General features: G+C 70.3%; 16 protein-coding genes. 2 read left to right on the top strand and 14 right to left on the bottom strand.

Going from position 1 to position 19676, the window contains the following annotated elements:
* Positions 1-278 precede the first annotated feature (278 nt).
* The 8 genes from J1M41_RS11340 to J1M41_RS11305 form a co-directional block, all read right to left on the bottom strand.
* Entirely contained in the window at positions 279-896 is a 618-nt protein-coding gene (locus J1M41_RS11340; protein WP_061873207.1) for a hypothetical protein, read from the bottom strand.
* Positions 897-1362: 466 nt separating this feature from the next.
* Complete coding sequence (locus tag J1M41_RS11335; protein ID WP_031943917.1) at positions 1363-1593, bottom strand: hypothetical protein; 231 nt, start codon at positions 1591-1593, stop codon at positions 1363-1365.
* A gap of 203 nt (positions 1594-1796) precedes the next feature.
* Entirely contained in the window at positions 1797-2192 is a 396-nt protein-coding gene (locus tag J1M41_RS11330) for a hypothetical protein (protein ID WP_049159949.1), read from the bottom strand.
* A 33-nt stretch (positions 2193-2225) separates the two neighbouring features.
* Positions 2226-2975, bottom strand: a complete 750-nt coding sequence (locus J1M41_RS11325) for a hypothetical protein (protein WP_061873206.1) — start codon at positions 2973-2975, stop codon at positions 2226-2228.
* Between the two features lie 697 nt (positions 2976-3672).
* Positions 3673-3978 carry a hypothetical protein gene (locus J1M41_RS11320; RefSeq protein WP_031943914.1) on the bottom strand — a complete coding sequence of 102 codons (306 nt, stop codon included), beginning with the start codon at positions 3976-3978 and terminating at the stop codon, positions 3673-3675.
* Between the two features lies 1 nt (position 3979).
* On the bottom strand, positions 3980-6193 hold the full coding sequence (locus J1M41_RS11315; protein ID WP_157571222.1) for a type IV secretory system conjugative DNA transfer family protein: 2214 nt from the start codon (positions 6191-6193) through the stop codon (positions 3980-3982).
* Positions 6194-6425: 232 nt separating this feature from the next.
* Entirely contained in the window at positions 6426-6797 is a 372-nt protein-coding gene (locus J1M41_RS11310) for a GNAT family N-acetyltransferase (protein ID WP_179297201.1), read from the bottom strand.
* 180 nt (positions 6798-6977) lie between these two features.
* Positions 6978-7457 (bottom strand): AAA family ATPase, encoded by a 480-nt coding sequence (locus tag J1M41_RS11305; protein ID WP_095347565.1) that lies wholly within the window; start codon positions 7455-7457, stop codon positions 6978-6980.
* Positions 7458-7933: 476 nt separating this feature from the next.
* Between J1M41_RS11305 and J1M41_RS11300 the strand changes: the two genes are divergently transcribed.
* Both J1M41_RS11300 and J1M41_RS11295 read left to right on the top strand, forming a co-directional pair.
* Positions 7934-9586 carry an ABC-F family ATP-binding cassette domain-containing protein gene (locus J1M41_RS11300; protein WP_095347564.1) on the top strand — a complete coding sequence of 551 codons (1653 nt, stop codon included), beginning with the start codon at positions 7934-7936 and terminating at the stop codon, positions 9584-9586.
* Positions 9583-10815: an MFS transporter gene (locus tag J1M41_RS11295; protein WP_220478917.1), complete on the top strand. Its 1233-nt coding sequence runs from the start codon at positions 9583-9585 to the stop codon at positions 10813-10815. Before J1M41_RS11300 ends, J1M41_RS11295 begins: the two co-directional genes overlap by 4 nt.
* 977 nt (positions 10816-11792) lie before the next feature.
* Here J1M41_RS11295 and J1M41_RS11290 read toward each other — a convergent pair.
* From J1M41_RS11290 to J1M41_RS11265, 6 genes are read right to left on the bottom strand one after another with little or no spacing between them, the layout of a single operon-like run.
* Complete coding sequence (locus J1M41_RS11290) at positions 11793-12578, bottom strand: hypothetical protein (protein WP_061873046.1); 786 nt, start codon at positions 12576-12578, stop codon at positions 11793-11795.
* A complete protein-coding gene (locus tag J1M41_RS11285; protein ID WP_206451770.1) occupies positions 12575-14341 on the bottom strand; it encodes a peptidoglycan DD-metalloendopeptidase family protein in 1767 nt (588 codons plus the stop codon). Before J1M41_RS11285 ends, J1M41_RS11290 begins: the two co-directional genes overlap by 4 nt.
* Complete coding sequence (locus tag J1M41_RS11280; RefSeq protein WP_157571204.1) at positions 14338-16275, bottom strand: hypothetical protein; 1938 nt, start codon at positions 16273-16275, stop codon at positions 14338-14340. The genes J1M41_RS11285 and J1M41_RS11280 overlap by 4 nt, the downstream gene beginning before the upstream one ends.
* On the bottom strand, positions 16272-18827 hold the full coding sequence (locus J1M41_RS11275; protein WP_061873043.1) for an ATP-binding protein: 2556 nt from the start codon (positions 18825-18827) through the stop codon (positions 16272-16274). Before J1M41_RS11275 ends, J1M41_RS11280 begins: the two co-directional genes overlap by 4 nt.
* On the bottom strand, positions 18824-19339 hold the full coding sequence (locus tag J1M41_RS11270; RefSeq protein WP_061867343.1) for a hypothetical protein: 516 nt from the start codon (positions 19337-19339) through the stop codon (positions 18824-18826). The genes J1M41_RS11275 and J1M41_RS11270 overlap by 4 nt, the downstream gene beginning before the upstream one ends.
* Positions 19340-19356: 17 nt before the next feature.
* Positions 19357-19626: a hypothetical protein gene (locus J1M41_RS11265; RefSeq protein ID WP_061867344.1), complete on the bottom strand. Its 270-nt coding sequence runs from the start codon at positions 19624-19626 to the stop codon at positions 19357-19359.
* Between the last annotated feature and the right edge of the window lie 50 nt (positions 19627-19676).

Here is a 19676-nt window from a genome sequence, read left to right as displayed (position 1 = left end):
GGCCTCGCTCTCCCCCGCCCCGCGCGGCTCCCTGCCCGCCCCGCAGCCGTGCCGGGGACACATGCCCCGGACCTCCAGCTCCCGCAGCCGCGGCAGCCCGGCCGGCCGAGCTGAAGCAGCCGGCCGCCCATCTCCACGACACGTCCCCGCCCGGCCCGCGCTCGCGGACCCCTGGGCGTAATACGCAGGCCAGCGCCGTGCCGCCTACCCTCGGCCGCAGCTCTGCCGGCGGACATCCACGGCACGCCGGTCTCCCCCATGCGTGGATGACACGGCAGTCATCGCCGCCAGAAGCACCACATGCCGCGGCGCTCCGTCTCCCTGCTCGTGAGCTCCTCGAGCTTGCCCTCCACGCGGCTCAACTCCTGCTCGTACCAACGCAGGTCCGCCTCGCGCTGCCTCCTCTTCCGCTCGGCTTCCTCCGCAGCTTGATCCTCCAGGCGCTCAGCACGGAGCGTCAGCTCGTCCTGCCAGAAGAGGCCACCGAAGATGAACGCAGAGGACAAGAGCAACCCCAACGCCCCCATCGAGTCGACCACCGGACTGTGCCAGAAAAACCCAGCCGCCAGCGGCATGCAGGCCACGATGGCCGCCGCAATCGCCCAGTTGGACCGCGCCCTGCCAGCCTGCCGCGTCGACACCAGGGCACGGAGCACGGCCACGAAGAACACCCACGCCAGGACGAACAGCGCGCGCAGCTCAGGCGACATCGCAGGCTCCCCTCCAGGGGGCGGCGGAGCTGAAAATCCCAGGCTGTCGTCCTCCGAGGCCAGCACGCCCAGCGTCGTTACAGCGGACCAGATCGCCCCCACGATGGCCCCCCACGCGGCCAGCCACCTCCCGCGAGCTTTGAGTTGCGAGGCCCGCTCCGCCGACGCCTGCTCATCGCCTGCCATCTACCCTCCTACCGGGAACCCCCGGGACTCGGCCTGGCGCCGATCCACGCCGCCGGCACCCTCCGCCCATCTTGTCCCGACTCAGCCGCCAGAGAGCCCACCTCCCGCGGAAATCGCTGTCGACCCAACGACCACGCCGGGGACGTGCCCCGGACCCGCGGCCGCCGGCGCCCCGAGCTGAAGCAGCCGCGGCCGCCGGCAGCACATCTCCACGACACGTCCCCGGCCGACCCGCGCTCGCGGACGCGTTCGCTCCGGGCTGGCCGGGCCGGGACGTCCGCACGCCGGCGTCGCCGTCGAGTGGACGGGGCCGCCGACGCTGCGACCATGGGTGGCCCTGGCGGTGCTGCCCCCGTGTGCGCGTCCCCCCGGCTCCGCAGGTGTCTTGCCGGCCCGGGGCTGGAGCGTTGGCGCATGAGACGACGGCGGCCCCCCTCCAGTGAGGGGGGCCGCCGTGGCGGGGAGGTCAGCAGAGGTTTGCCTGGCAGTCGGGGCAGATCTGGGAGATGATCCGCTCCCGCTCCACCTTGGTGCGGTGGGGCAGGACCTCGTGGACGGGCTGGCCGGCGTCCAGGGCGTCCGCCTCGTCCTGGGTGATGGAGACGTAGTCGGCCTTGCCGCAGAGGGGGCAGAGGCAGTCGATGTCGGCGCTGTCCGGGCCGTAGACGTTGTAGATGCGGTGGGCGATGCGTCCCATGGGGCGCTCCTTCGGTGAGGGGTGCAGGCCCCCTGATGAGGCCCGCTACGTGTCTAGCCATACACGTCCCCCGCTTACCGCACAAGCGTCTTTCGCGGTCGGTTCAGCAGCAGCTCATGCTGGATCTCCGCGACACGTCCCCGTCCGATCCGCGGGCCCAAGCTGCGGCCGCGAGCTCATCCGCACGCGATCGCCGAGGCCGGTCATGCCGGCTCGGCCGCGGCCTCCTTGGCTGCGGAGCTGCCCGCGATGAGCTGCGCGATGAGCTCGGCGTCACCGGGGGAGCTGGCGGCCGGCGCCTGCGGCTGCTCCAGAAGCTGCTCGACCCAGTCCGGCGTCTGGTCATGACGCTGGGCGAGCACGTAGGGCCCGCGGAGCAGGGCAGGCAGGTTGTAGGCCCACACGACCGGGTCCTGGGCGTAGGTGGCGCGCCGGCGCTCGCCGCGGCCGAGGTCGTCGACGGTGGGGGTGGGCAGCTCGAGGTCGAGGTGCCCCTCGGGGTCATGGATCTGGACGTCCTCCCCGTCAACGTGCACGTATCCGACGTGCCGCTGGAGGCCGGAGGGGCCGTCCAGGTGATGGATGGTGATGGTGAACATCAGATCTCCTTATGTTGATCTTGTATCAGTTTATCAGCGCTCGTAGAGATTCGACAGGCTCAGGATCCGGCCCTTGCTCTGCATCAGACGAGCCCTCCGGCGCACCTCGTGGAAGCGGCCGTCCTCGATCGTGCCGCGCAGGCCCAAGCCGTCTTCAGAGTCCAGGAAGCGGGCCAGGACCGCCTTCTCCTCCCGAGTGGTCGCGCGGGCCTGCGGGAGCTTGGAGCGCGCGTCGACGAACATCGAGGCGTTCACGCCGCCGACGCCGTCGGTGAAGGCGAATCCGTTGTCGATCGCCGAGAGGCCGCGGCGGTCCATCAGGACGTTGTTGCCGTGGCGGTCGACCTGCCCGATCAGGCAGTCGAAGAAGGCCAGATCGCTGGCCTGGTCGGAGTGGTGCTCTGCCATGTGCATCAGGTTCATCTTCGTCCTCATCGGCCCCCCGGGGACTCCGTAGGAGATGGAGCCCCACTGGCCCTCGTACTTGACCAGGGCCACCGGAGGCACCAAAGCCGCGTACTTCGGACCCAGCGCCTGGGCGAACTGCGAGGCCGCGGCCTCATGGGTGGGCTGGAGTCGGCCATCGTGGCCGTAGGACTTGGCCACTCCCGTGTTCAGCGCGTCGTAGGGCTTGAAGTAGCCGCACGCGCCGTCGTCCCACACCAGACGCTTGATGTCGTTGACGCCCTTGCCCGCGACCGACGCACCCTCACGCGCCGAGTCCATCCGCATCAGCTGCCGCTCTTCGGCGGTGCGCCCCTGCCGCTCCACCAGCAGCGCCACACGGGCGGCTTCTTCCTCGCCGCACTGGTCCTCCCACTCCGACCACTCCGACCCGCGAGCGCCCGTCGAGGCTGAGCCGGGAGTCGGGGTCGGGGTGCGGTGGTCGCGGCCAGCGCCTGCGCCTGCGCCGCCGCCCGCACCGGCGACCGCGACGCCGCCGCCGGCTCCGCCGCCACCGGCCACTCCGGCGCCGCCAGCGCCCCCACCGCCGCCGACGCCTCCTGCTCCGCCGGCGGCTGCGGCGGCCGGCGCTCCCCCGCGGGCCGGTCCTCGGCGGGCTGGGGCCTTGGGGTCGTTGCGCAGCTCGGTCTTGGCCGCCTCCCATCCCTTCTTGGCCGGGCCCGCGGCGCGGGCGAAGACGCTTTCCGGAGCGCCGGCCTGACCGGCCCACTCCTTGATCTCGTTGACGGGCTTGCGCTGCCTCTTCAGCTCGGCCAGCTCGTCAGCCTTGCCCTCGGCCTTGGCCCACCGGGCGATCTGCTGTCCGATCGCCCGGTTCTCCCGTCGACGCTTCAGCGCGGCATCCCGTGCCGTTGCGTTCGGGGGGCATCGACGTCCGTGGGGACACCCCGCCTCGCCCTGAGCCCTGCACATGCCAACCTCCTGGTCCGATCCATCCGCCCTGCACGGGCGCCTTCACTGACCACAAGGCCGGGCTCTCCGCGACATGTCCCTAGCTGCTGACGAGTCCGTCAGGTCAGTCGTCCAGGCCGCGGGCCCGGCGTCTGGCGGACCGATAGGCGGCGATCATGACGATGGCCACGAGCACGGCGCCGGCCCCCAGGACCAGGGGGAGGCTGACGCCGACGCCGGTGTCTGCGAGCTCGAAGGCGGCCTGGTCTGCGGGGACGAGCAGGCCAATCTCCAGCAGGCTCTGGCGCACGGAGTTCATGGCGCTGGCGGCCCAGGCGGTGAAGGCGCCGGTGCCCAGGAAGAACATGCCGGCCAGGGTGATCCAGATGATGTCGGTGCCGTCGCTGGTGCCGTTGGTGTTCGCGCTCATCTCAGTTCTCCTCGTGTTCGATGTGGCGGGTGGGCAGCATCTCGGTGGCGGCCACGGAGATGCCGCCGGCCTCCCCGGTGTCGCGCTCGATGTACTCCAGGTAGATCCCGGTCTCGTCCTCCTGGGGGTCCTCGGCGAGCACCGCCCAGGTCTCGGCGTCGGGGTCGATCTGGATCAGGTCTCCGGCCTGCAACTCCTCGGCCGGGGACTCGACGGGCTCGCCGTAGCCCTCGAAGAGGTCCTGTTCGTCGTCGGGGACGTAGGGCACGTGCTTGCGCTCGGCGATCACGGGGCGGCTGGGGTCGGCCAGCACAGCCGGAGAGGGGCGCCCGGTCGGGCGTTCCTCGACCGCGGCAGTGGCGGGAGCAGTGTTCAGGGACTGCAAGGCCGCGAGCGCGGCGGCCGGGACGGCCGCGTTGGCGGCGGGCGCGGTGGCCGGCTGCACCTGGGGCTGGTCGGGGGCCTCGTAGACGCGGGCGTCCATGTAGTCGGCGTAGCTGGTGGGGTTCTCGTTGCCGTCCAGGTCCACCGTGACCGGATCGAGGATCTCCACCAGCATCTTCTTGTGCACGACTTCGCGGGGGCGCACCGCGGCGACGCGCTGGGGGTCGTAGTCGTCGGATCCCGGGTCGGGGTTGGGGGCGTAGATGGTCTGGATCATGACGGGCACGCCGGCGGAGTTCAGGGCCATGCCGCGGCCCTTGATGTGCCGGGGGATGGTGGTGCCGACCACGTAGGAGTCCCACATCATCTTGGCGCCGTCGGGGCTGAGGCGGGACATGGCCACGCGCATGCCGAGGTTGTCGCGGAACTCACCGGAGATGAAGCGGGTGTCCGCGCGCTGGAGGCCGATGAGCATGTGGATCTTCGCCGAGCGGCCCAGGCGTCCGATGTTGCCCAGGCGCTTGAGCACCGCGGACTTGGAGGATCCGCCCTTGGGCTTGACCTCGGCCCACCAGTCGTCGGCGGCCTCGAGCAGCGTGGTGGCCTCGTCGACGATCAGGGCCACGGGCTCGAAGTCGGCGGAGGTCGCCTTGCCGGCCTCGATCAGCGCGTAGCGCTCGTTCATCAGGTCGTGGGCGTCCTCGATCAGCTTCACCTGGTGCTCGATGCGCGAGGCCAGCCGCTCCACGTTCGGCCAGTCCCGCAGGCCGATGAACTCGATCCGTTTGCCGTCGATCACCCAGACCTTCCAGCCGGCCTGGGTCAGGCGCTGGACGACGTTCTGCTCCACGACGGTCTTGCCCGAGCCGGTGGTGCCGACCACCACCATGTGGGGTTGCTTGCGGGGGTGCCAGGAGAGCTGCTCGCCGTCCTCGTCCACACCCAGGGGGATCTGGAAATCTCGGTAGTCGGCGTGGGTGCGCACCAGCGGGGAATGCTCCGGCGGGGGCAGGACCAGGGAGGGCATCGGCTCGCGGGCGGAGAACACGACGGTGTCCTCGACCAGGTTCCACTCCGGGACCCAGTCTCCGGGCACGCGGGTGGCCAGGACCCGCTCCACGCGCAGCCGCTTGGAGGCCATGGCCATGTTGCTGCCCTGCTCGTGGGCGACCTCGATGCGGGTCGCGTCGCCGTCGTCGTTGAGCTCGACCTTCACGCGGGCGGACTCGCCCAGCAGGTCCCGCACCACCCGGGATGCGCGGTCCACGGTCGGGTCGGTCTTCTCCACCTGCTCGGCCCCCACGGCACCGAGCACCACGCGGCGCTTGCGCGGCAGGTGGGCCTCCACCTTGTACTTGGCCCCGAGGCTGACCGAGGTGACCTCGGCCAGGGACTTCAGCCACTCCGGGTCCGGCACCACCCTCGCGTGGTAGGTCAGCTGCACCTGCTGGGGCAGGCCGATGAACCCCCCACGCCAGCGGGAGAGCTTCACCGCGGCCCGGGACGGCCGCGGGCGGATCATCATCACCGGGCAGATCTGCTCGGTGAAGTGGTCGGCGATCTCCGCCCGCTGCCGGGCCCGCTCGGCCACCACCAGGGATGCCGTCGAGACGCCGGCACCACCGCCGGCGACCGTGTAGGCCAGGGCCGGGTCCGTGGAGGCGAACATGCCGGCGGCCAGCGCGCCGGCGGCGACCAGTCCCGATCCGATCCCGAAGAACTTCGCCGGCTGCGGCTGAGGGGCCAGCACCCTGAGCCCCTCGTCGACCTCCTGATGCGCGCCGACCTGCGCCGTGCCCACACCCATCTGCGGCTCCATGTCCACGCTCATCTGCGGCCTCACCCTCTGGCCCCGAGGACGGGGCCGACGACTCTCGTTCACTGCCCATAAGGCCCGCCCGCGCCGCCGATGTCCCTCCCCGCCTCGCCGACGCACCTGTCGAGATGCAGGGAAGAGTTCATAGGACACGCGGTGAAGTCTTCGCAGAGCAGGCCATTCAGCGTGGTCCGCGAAAAGTGCTCCTCGACCGCCGGCGGTGTCACCAACGTTCCGGGCAGTACAACTAATCGGCGGCGGGAGGGGAGGAGAAGGCACCTGTTGGCCGCGTCAGCAGGACGCCGACGCCGCCGTCGAACTCGATGCCGGCGAAGCACGGACCGGTCTCCAGGACCGTGAAGCCGAGCAAGTCGTGTAACGCGATCGACGCCGCATTGCGGGCATTCACGACGCTGTGGAGGGCGTCCCCGTGGAGTGCTCCAACGTCCTCGATCACGGCCTGCAGCAGGCGGCGACCGATGCCCCGGCGGCGAGAGGCGGGATCTACGGTGAGCCCGGCAGTGAGCCACTGGGCTGGGCCACCGGCATGTAGAGGGGTCTGGGTGGCGCCAGACCAGCCCACGACCTCCGGCCCCTCGGGCAGGGCGACTTCGGCCACGACCAGGACGGGGCCTGGTCGAGCAGCCAGTCAGCGGCACGTGCGTGGTCCGACGGCGTGCCGCCACGGGTTGCCATGATGACCACCAGGGCGGGGCTATCCCAGGACGTGCGGGTCGGATCACCACACCCGGCTGTGGGGCGCTCGGGTTCTGCATCCGCGTGGTCATACCGAGGGAATCTACGCGTGGAGCAGGATGCGCTCCACGATCTCCTCCGGTGACTCGGCCGCCGTGATGCGGTGTTCGGCCACGAAGTCGAGGGGCTGCCAGCCGTGGTACCAGGCGGCCATCTCCTCGGCGCTGAAGTCGCCGACCTTCGGGCGCATGGCGTGGCGGCGGACGGTCTCCTCGAAGGTGAGGTCGAAGGCGTAGAAGCGGGCCTCGTCGCTGGCGGCGGCGACCCGGTGGAGCATCGGCCTGTAGCGGCCGGCGTGGAAGATCCCGTCCAGGATCACGTGGTGGTTCCGGGCCAGGCAGTAGCGCGCCGCTGCCTCGAGCAGGTCGGCGTGGGCGAGGCTCTCCTGCTCCCGCTCGGCGTACACATCCCGTCGGAAGTGGTCCTGGCCGAGCCCGGCGACGGGAGCGGCCAACCGCGCCTGGAGCAGACGGGCGACCGTGGTCTTGCCGGAGGCCGAGTTGCCACGGATCACGACGAGCATTCAGTGAACCTCCGGTTCTGTGTTCCGTTCCGAGAGTCCGTCAAAAACACCCGATCCTACATGGCGTCAAGCTGTCGAGAGGGACCATAGATTTCGCAGGACATCGGTGAACTTTTCGTGAAACGGTCGCATATGGGCAAGGCTGAGGCTTCAAGAGGCTTGCGAGGGCCTTCTATCGAGCCGCAGACCTCTGACGGGGCCGCAGAGGTCAAACCATGACTGTCTCGCTCGTCAGTTTTCCAGTCTCTGCCTCCCCGGGACGCTCGATAGCTCGACATACAGGTCTGTGGCGATCCGGGACTCCTCTGCCGCGTTTGATATCGTCGAGTCCATGTACAGAGGCATCGCGTCGATGAAGCTCCGCTCCGCCCGCTGACGGCGGCGGACAACTCCTGACGAAACCCGCTCGCCGTCCTGGCACCCTGCCGGGCGGCTTTCTCGTGCTGCCCGGCTCCATGACGAGCTGAGAGACCACGATGACCCTGACCCCTCTGAACACCCCTGCCTTGCCTGCAGGCAGCGCCGCCCACATCCGAGCCGAGAGCATCACCCTCACCCTGGGCGATCGAACCGTGCTGAACGACGTGGACGTCACGGTCTCCGCCGGATCCCGGCTGGCCGTCGTCGGTGAGAACGGCCGCGGCAAGACCACGCTGCTGCATGTGCTCGCCGGCACCCTGATGCCGGACTCCGGCACCGTGACCCGCGCAGGGACGGTCGCCCTCGTCGAACAGGACCTCGACGTGGACGACGACCGCACGGTCGGTGACCTCGTCCACGACTCCATCGGCGAGTCTCTCCGTGTCCTGGACTGCCTCGAGGAGGCCACCCTCGCCATGGCAGAGGGCAGGCCTGGAGCCGATGACGCCTACGCCCGAGCGCTGGAGACGGCCACCGCCTTCGACGCCTGGGACGCCGAGCGGCGCATCGACCTCGCGTTGCACGGCCTGTCCGCCTGCACGGATTGGGCTTGTCCGCTGCGGGCACTGTCCGTCGGACAGCGGTACCGCGTCCGGCTGGCCGTCGTCCTGGGCTCTGCGGTGGACCTGCTCTTGCTGGACGAGCCCACCAACCATCTCGACGCCGGGGCCCTGGAGTACCTGACACGGGCACTGAGGGAGCACGCTGGGGGGTTCGCCGTGGTCACCCATGACCGCGCACTGATGAAGGACGTCGCCGACGTCTTCCTCGACCTGGATCCCACTCGTGACGGTCGCCCCCGGCAGTACACCGGAGGCTATGAGGCCTGGGAGAAGGGGCGGCGTGCCGAGCGGGCCGCCTGGGAACAGGAGCATGAGCAGCAGCTGGCCGAACACGCCGCCCTCACCAGCGCGGCCGAGGCCGCCCGCGGACGTCTCCAGGACCGGTGGCGTCCGGACAAGGGGACGGGCAAGCACCAGCGGGCCACTCGCGCCGGCGGCGTGGTCCAAACCTTCAACCGCAGGATGCGGGATCTGGCGGCGCACGAGATCACCGTGCCGGACCCGCCCCGGTCCCTGACGTGGCCGGCCTCGACGACCAGGGCAGGCCGGCCACTGCTCAGTGCGGAGGGGGTCGGCCTGGCCGGCCGCCTCCACGGGCCGGCCTCCGTCGAGCTCCACGGCGGGGATCGCCTGCTGCTCACCGGCCCGAACGGCGCCGGCAAGTCCACGTTGCTCCAGGTCCTCGCCGGCATCCTCGAGCCCACTGCCGGCCGCATCCTGCGGCACACGGGCGCGAAGATCGCGCTGCTCGCCCAGGAAGTGCCCGCATGGAACCCGCGACACACGGCGCGGCAGGCGTTCGAGGCGCACCTGCACCGCAACGGTCTGATGGCGAGGAACAACGGTGTGCCGTCACTCGGGTCATTGGGCCTGCTAGAACCGCGGAGCCTGGACACGCCCGTTGGGCGGATGTCTCAGGGGCAGCAGCGAAGGCTCCACCTGGCGCTGTGCCTGGCTGAACAGCCGGACCTGTTGATGCTCGACGAGCCGACCAACCACCTCTCCGCCGCGCTGGTGGACGAGCTCACGGACGCCATCCGGGAGACCCGGGCGGCCGTGGTGGTGGCCACTCACGACCGCCAGATGCTCCGAGACCTGACCGACTGGCCGCGTCTCGAGCTGAGCACCGAGGGGGTGACCCGTTGACCTCGATCACCGCACTGGCACCTCTGTCCTCCCCCCGGTATCGGCCGCTGTTCCTGGCGATGGTGCTGGCCATCTTCGGCCAGGGTGCCTGGAACCTGTACCTGGCCATGCAAGTGCTGGAGCTCGGAGCTGATCCGCCGACGCTGGCCGGCGTCGTCATGTGGAGCGGCGTCGGCCTGCTGGCTGCCTCACTGCCGGCCGGCGTCGTCGCCGATCGCCTGTCGAAGAAGGGGATCCTGGTGGCCGTCCTGGTCGTCAATGCGGTGGCGGCCGGTGTCGTCTCCGGCCTCGCCACGATGGGGGCCGCTCAGTACTGGCTCCTGGGATTGTCAGCACTGATCGTCGGGGCATCGACGGCGTTCTTCTTCCCGGCCTACACGGCGTTGGTGCCGCTGCTCGTCGAGGAGGAGCAGCTGATGGCCGTGAACGGCCTCGAGGGGGCGACGCGGCCCGTCGTCGGTCAGGCCCTGGCACCAGCCCTGACCGGGGCGGTCATCGGTGCGACGACACCTCCTGCGGGCGGGCTGCTCATTGCCCTTTCGCTCGCGGCCGGCGCGGTGCTGGCCGCCCGCCTGCCTGCGGTGGGCCCTCCAGATACGAATGCGGCGCCTCAGCACCCGTTCCGGGACCTGGCCGAGGGATTCACGTACGTCCTCCGGACGCGCTGGGTGAGGAGCAGCGTCCTGTTCGCCGCCGTCATGGGCCTGGTGACGACCGGCGTCCTCGAGGTGCTGCTGCCGGTGCTGCTGCGCGACGGCCACGAGAACGGTGCCGCGGTCTACGGGGCGGTGCTGGCGGCGCTGGGCGTCGGCGGGCTGGTCGGCTCGCTGATTGCTGGCGGCATGGAGGCGCCGCGGCGGTTCCTGCCCGTAATGGTGGGAGTCTGGGCTCTCGCCTGTGTCCCGCTGGCCCTGCCTGCTTGGACGCTGAACCCCTGGATCATCGGGGCCGGTCTGATGCTCTACGGGGCCGGCATCGGAGTGGGCATGGTGATCTGGGGGACCGTCCTCCAGGCGCACGTGCCCTTGGACATGCTCGGACGGGTGGCGAGCCTGGACTTCTTCGTTTCGATCGCGTTCATGCCGCTGTCCGTCGGGCTCGTGGGGGCGGTCTCCGCCGCCGTCGCCCCAGGAGCACTGTTCGTGGCCGCGGGGATGGTCCCGCTGGCCTTGGCCGGCGTCCTGGCACTGGCCGGGCAACTGCGTTCCGACGAGCCCCACGCGGCGTGACTCGTGCCTCGCGGCGGGGTCGGGCGATGGCTCGGCCCCACCACGCGGCAGGGGGCGCCCCCTGCTGTTCCGACGCTTCAATCGACGCGCCCACTCAGGAGGCCCGCGTGCGTCCCCTGGCCCTCACGGCGCGTAGTCGCATGATGGCAACAAGTTCATTGCTGGTCACATCACGCTCCGTCAAGAGGCGAGGTGTGCGCTGTTCTATGAAACATATTTGCGCGTTTGTGAAATCTTCCCTGCATCTCGACAGCACCCCACCCTCTGATCGCCTCCCAGTACCCCCTGCCGTAAAAACGCAATCATGTGGAAGGCAGATCACCCCGGTACCCCCTTCCATGGACTTGACTCGTCGGGTAGCCTCCTCAGCGAGACGAAGTCGAGAGGAGGAGGCTAACCCGAGCGAATCAGCCCATTCCAGAGGGCAATATCTCGATTTTCTTCCTTCCCCGTCCTTCAGGATTTCCCGATGGGTGGAGGCGCTCGACTCCCGCTCTTCCCGCGGGCTTCCCGCTCGCGTTATGGCACCTGAACGGCACTCCTGCGGTGCCGTCTCCGGCGCACTTCCCGCCCCCGTGTGGCCCATGCACATCGCCTCGCCACTGCTGCTCATCCCCCGAACGGAGCCGCCCCTGATCCAGGCCCAGAGGGGGTCTCTGGGGCGTGGATCAGGGGCGGCTCGCTGGCCTGGATCTGGCGGGCCTACCTCGAGGTTCCCGTGGATCTGTGGCCGGGCAGTGGCGGCAGACTCCCCTCCCTCTGGCCCTCGTGCGGCTTGGTTTCCGCCGGGCCCCTGGCTGCCTGCTCCCGGTCTGCTCGCCCGCGCACGGCTGCGCTCTGGCTCCCGTCTACCTTCGGTGCTCCTTGGATGCTCGCCGGTCGCTGGTGCTCGTATGGCACGGCTTCCCGCTGGGGAGCTCGCGTGAAGATGTCGCAGCCGCTGGTCTACGTGTCGTAGGGCCCGGCCGGGGGGCGTCTCAGAGGCCGCCGTGCGGGGTCATGTCGATCTGTTCAACAACCCGGTTCTGGGTGGTGTCCACGACGACGGTCATGGGGCGCTCGGTCCGCGGCGCGGTGACCCAGGGGTCCTCGCCGGTGGTCTCGGTGGCCACCATGAGCGCGACGTCGACGCGCTCACCCTGAACGGTCTGCGCGCGCGACTCGAGCACCTGCACCGACGTGCTGGCCTTGGCCTGTACGAAGCGGTGCTGGGCGTCGGATTCCCAGTCCCGATCGACGTCGAGCGTCTTCAGCAGCTCAGGGCTCACCGTGGGCGCCAGCGCCTCCCGCCACTGCTGCCGGCTGGTCTGCCACGTGCGCGCGTTCATGGCCTGCGCAAACCGGCTGGCCACGTCCTCGGCACGCTTGCGGGCGTCGGGGTCCAGACCCTGCACGGCTCGCTCCTGGGCGGCCTTCTCCACCTCGATCTGGGAGCTGCGCGCCGCACTGACCGATGATGGGCTGACCTGGGCGTTTCCAGATTTCGACGGCCCCGTGGAGGGGGTCGTTTCCCGATTCGTTTCCTGACTCGCAGCGCTGGCCGGGGCGGTGCTGGCCGACGGCTGAGGCCAGGCCCCGGCCGTCGAGCTCGCGGTCGCCGCGGGGGTGGGGGCCGGCGCCTCCGGCGCCTGCTCGCCGGGGGTGCCGGTGAGCAGCCACGCGCCGGCGCCTGCCGCGGCGAGAGCGCCGACCAGGAAGGGCCAGGCCCGCCCCGTGCGGGGCTGGGGGTCCTGGGGGTGACGGGTGGTGTCCGTGCGGCTCACTTCTTCTCCTGGATCACGTCGAAGTAGACGGTGTCGGTGCCGGTCTGGGTGACCGGGTGCTTGCGGGTGCCGGCGGACTCGTTGATCGCGGAGATCATCATGCCGTCGCCGACGTAGATGCCCACGTGCTCCCACCGCCCGCGGGTGGGGTCCCACTTCTGGGCGACGATGTCGCCGGGCTGCGGGGTCTCGGTGCGCTTGCCCACGGTCCACGGGGCCTGGCGTGGCATGTCGATCCCGTTGTCCTGGTAGACGCGCGAGACCAGCCCGGTGGCATCCCAGGATCGGAACTCCGCGGCACCGTAGGTGTAGGTGCCGCCGATGCCGGCTTCGGCGCGGGAGACGATCTTCGAGCGCGAGAAGTCGGCCGGGATCTCCAGGCGCTTGGTGTCCTCGTCCAGGGCGTGGTTGCCCTCGGGGGCGGTGCTGGAGGTGGCGCTGGCCGCGGCCGCAGCCCCGCCGGCGCCCTGGCACATCATGGGGGTGGTGCCGGTGACCTGGCCCAGGATCTGGTTCGCCGCGTTCTCCCACTTGTTGTACTCGTCGGGGTGACGCGAGTTCTGTACGGCCTGGGCAGCCGACCCGGGGGCCATGCCCTCCCAACCGGGGATGTCCAGCAGGCCCGGGGGCATGCCCTTGTTCGGGCCGGTTGGGCCGCCGAAGAACGCTCGTGCGGCGTACTCGGGGTTCATCAGCTCCGGCACGCTTCCCCAGCCGGCCACGGTGCGCTGCTGGAAGACGTTGACCGAGTCCTTGTTGGTGCCGGTCTTCTGGTGCGGGAAGTTCATGGACTCCGGCAGGGTCGGGTTCGCCATGTTCTGGAGCATGGTCTCCTGGAGCCCGGTCATCAGCGCCACCTGGATCCCCTTGTCCGAGATGTTGAGCTCGCGCGCCACCCCGATGATCAGGGCCGCGTTCTCCACCTGCTCCGGGGAGAGCGTCCACTCGCTGCCCTCGGGCAAGGTGATCCGCACCGGCCCGTTGACCTTGGGGGGCTGCCCGTCCGAGGCGGCGGCGCCCGCGGGCGAGGATCCGCTGGCCAGCTTGGCCGAGGGAGCCGAACTTGAGGAGGCTGCCGCCGAGCTCGAGGACGCCGCCCCCGCGGCACCGCCGCCGGCCGGAGAGGTCAGCCGGGGCATCTGGCCCTTCTCCAGGATCAGGCCGCGCTCGGCCAGCCAGGTCTGCGGGTTGGACCGCTCGCCGTTGACATAGAGCATCAGGTGCAGGTGCACGCCCGTGGCCACGCCGGTCTCGCCGGCTCCGGCCAGGTGGTCCCCGGCCTTCACCTGCTGGCCGGGCTTGACCACGGTGGTGCCGTTGGCGATGTGGACATAGCGCCACTCGATCCCGTTGCCCGAGTCGATCTTGAGGATGTTGCCGCCCTCTTTACCCTCCATGTTGGTGCCGATGACCGTGCCGCCCATGACGGCGTTGATGGGGGTGCCCTCGGGGATGCCGCCGATGTCCACGCCACCGTGGAAAAGCAAGGGCGCCTCGCTCGTGTAGCCCGGGGGGATGTACCCGGGCCCGAAGGGGTTCGGGCGCGGCCCGTAGTCGGAGGTGACCCGGCCCATCAGCGGGATGGCCAGGGACCCGTCCGCGGCAGTCAGGCCCCCCACGACACAGGAGAGGGAGGACTGCTGCATCTTCAGCTTCTGCTGGGCGCCACCGATCATCAGGATGATCAGCAGGATCAGCACCACCACGAAGGCGACGACGGCCACCACGGCGCCGGCCCCGATGAAGACGGCGCGGCGCTTCATGCGTGCTGCCCCCGCGGGCCCTGGGCGGCCCGGAGGCGCTCGCGCATCCGCTGGGTGGCCTCCGTGCTGTCCGACCGCGGCCGCCGCGGGGGCTGCTGGGGGCCCTGGCTCGAATCCACGACGGTGCCCTCCACGACCTCGGGCCGGCGAGGGGTCACGGTGGCCTTGCCGTCGCTGCCCACCGTGATCCGGGACTGGCGAGACACCCGCTGGGGCTTGCCGGGGCCGGTGAGCTCCTTGCGGTTCTGGCGCTCGATGGACCAGGCCGCGCCCTGGGCAACGACGTTGACCGCCCCACCCATCGGACCACCGATGGCAGCCGCCCCCACACCGACGGCACGCACCAGCGGAGCCGGCGGCAGCTGCCCGCCCGGGCGGCGCCGGCGCGCGGGCCCGCTGCCGCCGTCGGCCCGCGCGGCACGGCCGAAGACCTGGGCGCCGCGGGGATCCGGCTCGCGCGGTCCTCCGCTGGGCGTATCGGAGCCACCCGAGGGGCCGGCGCCGCCGCCGGTCGGCCGGGAGCGCGCAGGCCCGTCCTGGCCGCCGCCCTTGGCCAGACCGAGACGGCCGAACTTGTAGCCACCCAGAGCCGTGCCGGCCATGCCCACCAGCGACTTCATCGGCACGCTGGACTTCTTCTCCTGGCCAGCGCCCAAGCGCGAGAGCCAGCGGGCGGTCTGGTCGCCCTTCTTCATGATCCCGTGACGCACGCGCAGCACCAGCCAGATCAGCGCGATCAGCATGAGCACCAGCAACAGCATCTGGAGGGTCACGCCGAGGGCTGCGGTGGTCAGCAACATGCTGGCCACCAGGCGTAGGGACACGGCCACGAGCACGATCGCGGCCACGATGACCACACCGCAGGCGATCACGCCGACGAACGCGCCGAAGAACTCCTTGCGGGAGGTGCCCGGCAGGATCGAGATCATCACGGCCAGCGCCTGGTAGACCCCGTAGAACAGGGCGATGAGCACGGCCAGGAACAGCACCACCGCCATGGTGGCCACGAGCACGGCGAAGGCTGCCGAGCCCAGGTTGGTCATGAGCATGGGGGCGACCTTGGTGAAGGAGGTCGACTCGGACCAGCTCTTGGCCGAATCACTGCACCCCTTGACCGGGTCCATCACCGACTTGGACTCCACGTCCATGGGGTCCGCGGCCTTCATCGTCTCGGTGAAGGTGCTGGCGCAGCCGCCCTCGAGCAACTGGCCGAAGGCGACGGCCTGGGAGGGCCCGCGCAGCATCGCGTCCGTCAGGTCGGCCATCACGGACTGGCCCAGGGCCGAGGAGGCGTCCGCACCGCCGTCCATCGCGCCCTTGCCTCCGGTGGCCTCCACGGCGATCTGCGCCGCGGTCTGCTGGGAGGTCTGGAGGACGCCGTCCGGGCCGGTGATGTAGGCGACCGGGTTCAGCGCGATGTTCGTGGCGACCACGACCATCATCACGGAGACGAACATCTCCCCCCAGGCCGCGCCGCGCTTGCGCATGAAGAACAGCAGGCCGATGGTCGTGCCGGAGATCATCGCCGCCAGCGGGATCCAGTGGATCTGCGCGACCAGCTGCCCGAAGTTCTGGCCGAGGACCTCCATCGGGCCGGAGAACCAGGAGACCCACTGGAAGCCGAGCAGGGTGTGCAGCAGCCACATGCACGTGGTCACGCACATGTAGTGCAGGCCCCAGAAGAAGTCGAGCACGGAGACCAGCGCGTCGCGGGCGGGGTTGATGTCAATGCCTCCGGCGCCGTGGTCCAGGGGCAGTGCCTCGTACTTGGAGATGGGCACACCGGAGGAGTCGGTGACCTGCTGGGACCACTCCTCCAGGCCCATCACCCCCGACTGCGCCGGGGCCGCAGAGGCGGCCGGGGCGGCCCAGAGCATGGTCAGCAACACGGCAGCGCTGACGCCAGCTCGTCGCATCCATCCGCGTGCGCTCATGCGTGCACCAGCTCCTTGGCGGCCTCGGTGGAGGCTCCACGCTTGGGCGGGGAGCTCATCACGGCCTTGAAGCGGGCCGGCGAGAGCGGAGGAAGCACCTTGATCTTGGCGACGTTTCCGTAGGCGTCACGCATCAGCGCCTCACCGCGGCGCTCGGGGGCCACCTCCTCGTTGTCGTCCAGGGGGGAGAGCCCGGAGGTGACCAGCTCGACCCACTCGTCCTGCCCCATGTCGGCCATCCAGTCGAGGTTGCGCTGGGCCATCTTGGAGTCGCGGGAACGGCAGACGATGCGCACGGGGATCAGCGCCTGGAGCTGCTGGGATCCGAAGTCCGTTGACGCGTCATGCGAGCCCAACGCCACGGCGGCCTTGTGCTTGCGGCCGTAGCGGACCACGTTGGACAGCTCCAGCTCGGTCTCCGGGGAGCCGGTGGCGTGGTGGGCCTCGTCGACGATCATCAGCGACTCGATGGAGTCGTCGGCGTAGAGCACGACGCGGCTGATGGCCACGATCAGGGCATAGAGGGCGCGGCCGATGACCTTCTCCACCGGCAGCTCCGCCTTCAGCGCGGCGGACTCCAGCTCCTGGCGTCGGGGCAGCTCCACGCCGCGGGTGCAGAAGGTGAGGAAGCGCGAGGACAGGTCCAGGGTCGGCAGGGACTCGTCGAAGAGCAGGGGCCCGAACTCGGTGGACTGCACGTTCTGGAGGCCGAACGCGATCGCGCGGGTCTGTTCCGGCTCCTCCCCCGCCAAGCCCTGGCCGGAGAGCAGGTGGGCTACCAGGGACCCCATGGAGGTGATCTGATGCTCCTCCGCGTAGTCGGGGTGCAGCAGCTGGCCGAGCAGCCGGCCCTCTGCGGAGTTCGAGCCGAAGCCCAGCAGCACGGAGACCAGGGAGCGGGTCACGCGCGCGGCGACCTTGCCCGGGAACAGGCGCAGGGGGTCGATCGACCAGCGGGTGTCGCCGAGCTCGACGACGGTGGGCTGGGAGCCTTCGCGCTCGGTGAGCAGTCGACCCAGGGCCGCCCACTCGGTGTTGTCGGAGCGGTCGATGGCCACGATCTGGCCTCCGCGGTCGAAGACGTTGCCGGCCACGATCTTCAGCAGGGTGGACTTGCCGGAGCCGTTCTCGCCGGTGACGGCGAACGAGCCGGACATGTCGGCCTCCATGAGGCCGCCGATGTTCATGAACACCGGGCTGCGGCGCGAGGAGGAGATGTTCGTGCCCAGCCGGAATCCGGTGCGGGTGCCCAGCGCGTCGGTCACCATGGGCACGCCGAAGGCCAGGTGCCGGCCGGTGACCAGCAGTTCGAGCTTCTTCACCACGGAGGAGGCCGGCGTGCCTGGCAGGCACGCCCACCACAGCGACTCCTGGTAGCCCAGGGGCGTGATCACCTTGAAGTCGCGGGCCGAGTAGGCCGCCTGGATCATCTGGGCCTGGTCCTGGGCCTGTTCGGGGGTCTCGGCGCCGACGATGAACATCACCGCGACGTCGACGGAGACCTCGGCCTCCGAGGAGTTCAGTGCGGCGTGGTAGGCCTTGAGGTCCTCGGCGATCGCGTCCAGGCGGGTGGATCCGCCGGTGATCGCGTGGGAGTCGCCCTCCTGCTGGTTGTACTCCTCGTTGAGCTTCTCCTCGGCACGCTTGTTCCGGGCGGCGGCGCGCTTGGCCGGCAGCACGTTCATGCGCATGATCCAGTCCGCGTTGACGCTGAGGGAGTCGATGTAGGAGACGTACTCGTCGTCGGGGAAGGTGAAGCCCTCGCGGGGGCCGGCGGTCAGGGCCATCACCACCTGGTACGAGGCCTGGCCTGCCGTGGTCTCGGAGGCGATCTTCACGTACCGGCGGCCGAAGGGGTTCAGCCGTTCCTTGGCGCTGACGTCGGACTGGCCGCCCTCGTCCACGAGCGGCTCGGGAAGGCTCGCCCCGGAGGTGAAAGCCTGCACGTCCTCCCCGCCGGCGGGCGCAGTGGGATCCGATCCCAGGCCCCGGCTCTGGGAGTGGGCGTAGATCCAGGCGACCTCGGCCGGAGAGGAGGGGACGGCCTTGAAGGCGGCGGGGATGGCCCGGCCGATGTGCTCGGCCGTGCGCCCCAGAGCCTGGATCTCCGCCTCCGTGGGTCGCCAGGTGGGCAGGGCCAGCTGCTCGCGCAGCTTGCCGTCGACGGAGCGGATCAGGGTCTGGAGGCGGTCGGTGATCGACTTGGACGGCAGCGGCACGGCCAGCCAGTAGGCTCGCTCGCCCACGGGGATCGTCTCGAGCTCGTCCAAAGAGAGCTCGACCTCCTCGAGGTAGTTGGGGCACTGCTCCAGGTCGACACCGTCGAGCATGCGCTCGACGACGGCGGCGGGGTCGAGCTCGGCGCACAGGCCCATGAGCATGGCCTCCCCGCGCAGGCCCTGGAAGAGGGCCTGGTGGGCGAGCATGGCCCGCTCCTTGTGCTCGCCCTTGCCGAAGCCGTAGGGCAGCCCGTGCACGCGCCACATCGCCCACACCGTGCCCGTGGAGGTCCACATGAGGTTCTCGCGCAGGTACAGGAGGGAGTTCTTCATCGCTGGGTGTCCTTGTTCTCGGTCGTGCTCTGCTGGAGGAGGCGTGCCACGGAGGAGGTGCCCATCGGCCGGTACGTCGGCGCGGGCTCGCCCTGCGGTTCGTCGGTGGCCGGCGCGCGGGTGAGAGCGGTGGGACTGGAGGGCTTCTCGGGCATCCCTGCGGGAGCCTTCTTGGGGGCGAACGTCTCGCCGCGGTAATGCCCGTGCGGGGGCTTGGACCAGGCCAGGAAGGCTCCGGTGATGACCAGGCCCAGCTCGTGGAGGTTGTCCGGGGCGAAGCGCAGCAGCCAGGTGACCGCCAAGCCAGCGGCCAGGGCGCCGGCGAAATCGAACAGGTCGAAGCCGGTGGACCAGGACCCCCGGACGGCCCACAGCAGCGCCACCGTGATCGCCCCGCCCACGCCCTGCACGAGCGTGTAGGGGCCCCCGGGCACGCGGGTGCCGTCGGGCAGCCGGTAGAGCGTGGTGGGGATGCGGCGGATGCTGCTGTAGAACCGTCCGGTCTCGGTCATGGCTTACTCCTGGCCGATCACTTGATGGTCGAGCCGGCGGAGTCCGCGGCCCACTGGACGCCGGCCACGCCGCCCCAGATGAACAGGCCGCCGGCCAGAGCGGAGAGCAGGATCGCCGGCAGGGTCCACTTGCCGCGGGCCGAGCCGATCAGGAAGATCACCACGCCCAGGAAGATGATCAGCGCGTTGAGCACGGTCTGGGCCTGGGCGATCAGGTTGTTGATCGAGGTGAAGAAGTTGGCGCCGAGCGTGAGGGAAGAGTGGAGGTACGGGGTGAAGACGTTCACGAGGTCTCCCTTTCAGAGATGAGGGGTCAGTGGGTCGGGGCGGACTGAGG

The sequence above is a fragment of the Micrococcus sp. KRD096 genome, assembly GCF_017168495.1.
Classification (GTDB): domain Bacteria; phylum Actinomycetota; class Actinomycetes; order Actinomycetales; family Micrococcaceae; genus Micrococcus; species Micrococcus luteus.
The sequence above is the reverse complement of the archived record's forward strand: the minus strand, read 5'-3'. Positions and strand labels throughout refer to the sequence as shown.

Excerpts from the sequence above, each read along its gene's own strand:
- J1M41_RS11340 (WP_061873207.1), bottom strand. The coding sequence starts at position 896 with ATGGCAGGCGATGAGCAGGCGTCGGCGGAGCGGGCCTCGCAACTCAAA.
- J1M41_RS11275 (WP_061873043.1), bottom strand. The coding sequence starts at position 18,827 with ATGAAGAACTCCCTCCTGTACCTGCGCGAGAACCTCATGTGGACCTCC.
- J1M41_RS11305 (WP_095347565.1), bottom strand. The coding sequence starts at position 7,457 with ATGCTCGTCGTGATCCGTGGCAACTCGGCCTCCGGCAAGACCACGGTC.
- J1M41_RS11330 (WP_049159949.1), bottom strand. The coding sequence starts at position 2,192 with ATGTTCACCATCACCATCCATCACCTGGACGGCCCCTCCGGCCTCCAG.
- J1M41_RS11320 (WP_031943914.1), bottom strand. The coding sequence starts at position 3,978 with ATGAGCGCGAACACCAACGGCACCAGCGACGGCACCGACATCATCTGG.
- J1M41_RS11270 (WP_061867343.1), bottom strand. The coding sequence starts at position 19,339 with ATGACCGAGACCGGACGGTTCTACAGCAGCATCCGCCGCATCCCCACC.
- J1M41_RS11285 (WP_206451770.1), bottom strand. The coding sequence starts at position 14,341 with ATGAAGCGCCGCGCCGTCTTCATCGGGGCCGGCGCCGTGGTGGCCGTC.
- J1M41_RS11315 (WP_157571222.1), bottom strand. The coding sequence starts at position 6,193 with ATGAGCGTGGACATGGAGCCGCAGATGGGTGTGGGCACGGCGCAGGTC.
- J1M41_RS11335 (WP_031943917.1), bottom strand. The coding sequence starts at position 1,593 with ATGGGACGCATCGCCCACCGCATCTACAACGTCTACGGCCCGGACAGC.
- J1M41_RS11300 (WP_095347564.1), top strand. The coding sequence starts at position 7,934 with ATGACCCTGACCCCTCTGAACACCCCTGCCTTGCCTGCAGGCAGCGCC.
- J1M41_RS11280 (WP_157571204.1), bottom strand. The coding sequence starts at position 16,275 with ATGAGCGCACGCGGATGGATGCGACGAGCTGGCGTCAGCGCTGCCGTG.